This is a genomic window from Mammaliicoccus stepanovicii (assembly GCF_002902525.1).
GTDB lineage: Bacteria > Bacillota > Bacilli > Staphylococcales > Staphylococcaceae > Mammaliicoccus > Mammaliicoccus stepanovicii.
Genome location: NZ_PPQZ01000111.1, coordinates 1 through 205 on the forward strand (window position 1 = coordinate 1; position 205 = coordinate 205).

Sequence of the window (205 nt, forward strand, 5' to 3'; positions counted from 1 at the left end):
CCTGAATCAATTGTCATATCATCTTTATTGTTGACGACAACTGTTACTTTTTGACCATCTGAATCTTTATCGTCTGTTCCAACATTTGTTTTTGTTGGTTCGAAGCCTGCTGGCGTTTCAAATGTGATTTCATAAGTGCCATTTGGTAAATCTGGGAAATTATAATTTCCATTCTCATCTGTTTTTGTAGTCACAGTTGTTCCAT

At 35.1% G+C, this 205-nt stretch carries 1 protein-coding gene; it reads right to left on the minus strand.

What is annotated here, in order from left to right; genetic code table 11:
• Positions 1-205: SdrD B-like domain-containing protein (locus CD111_RS11390; RefSeq protein WP_142380963.1), on the minus strand; the 205-nt coding region annotated here is incomplete at both ends.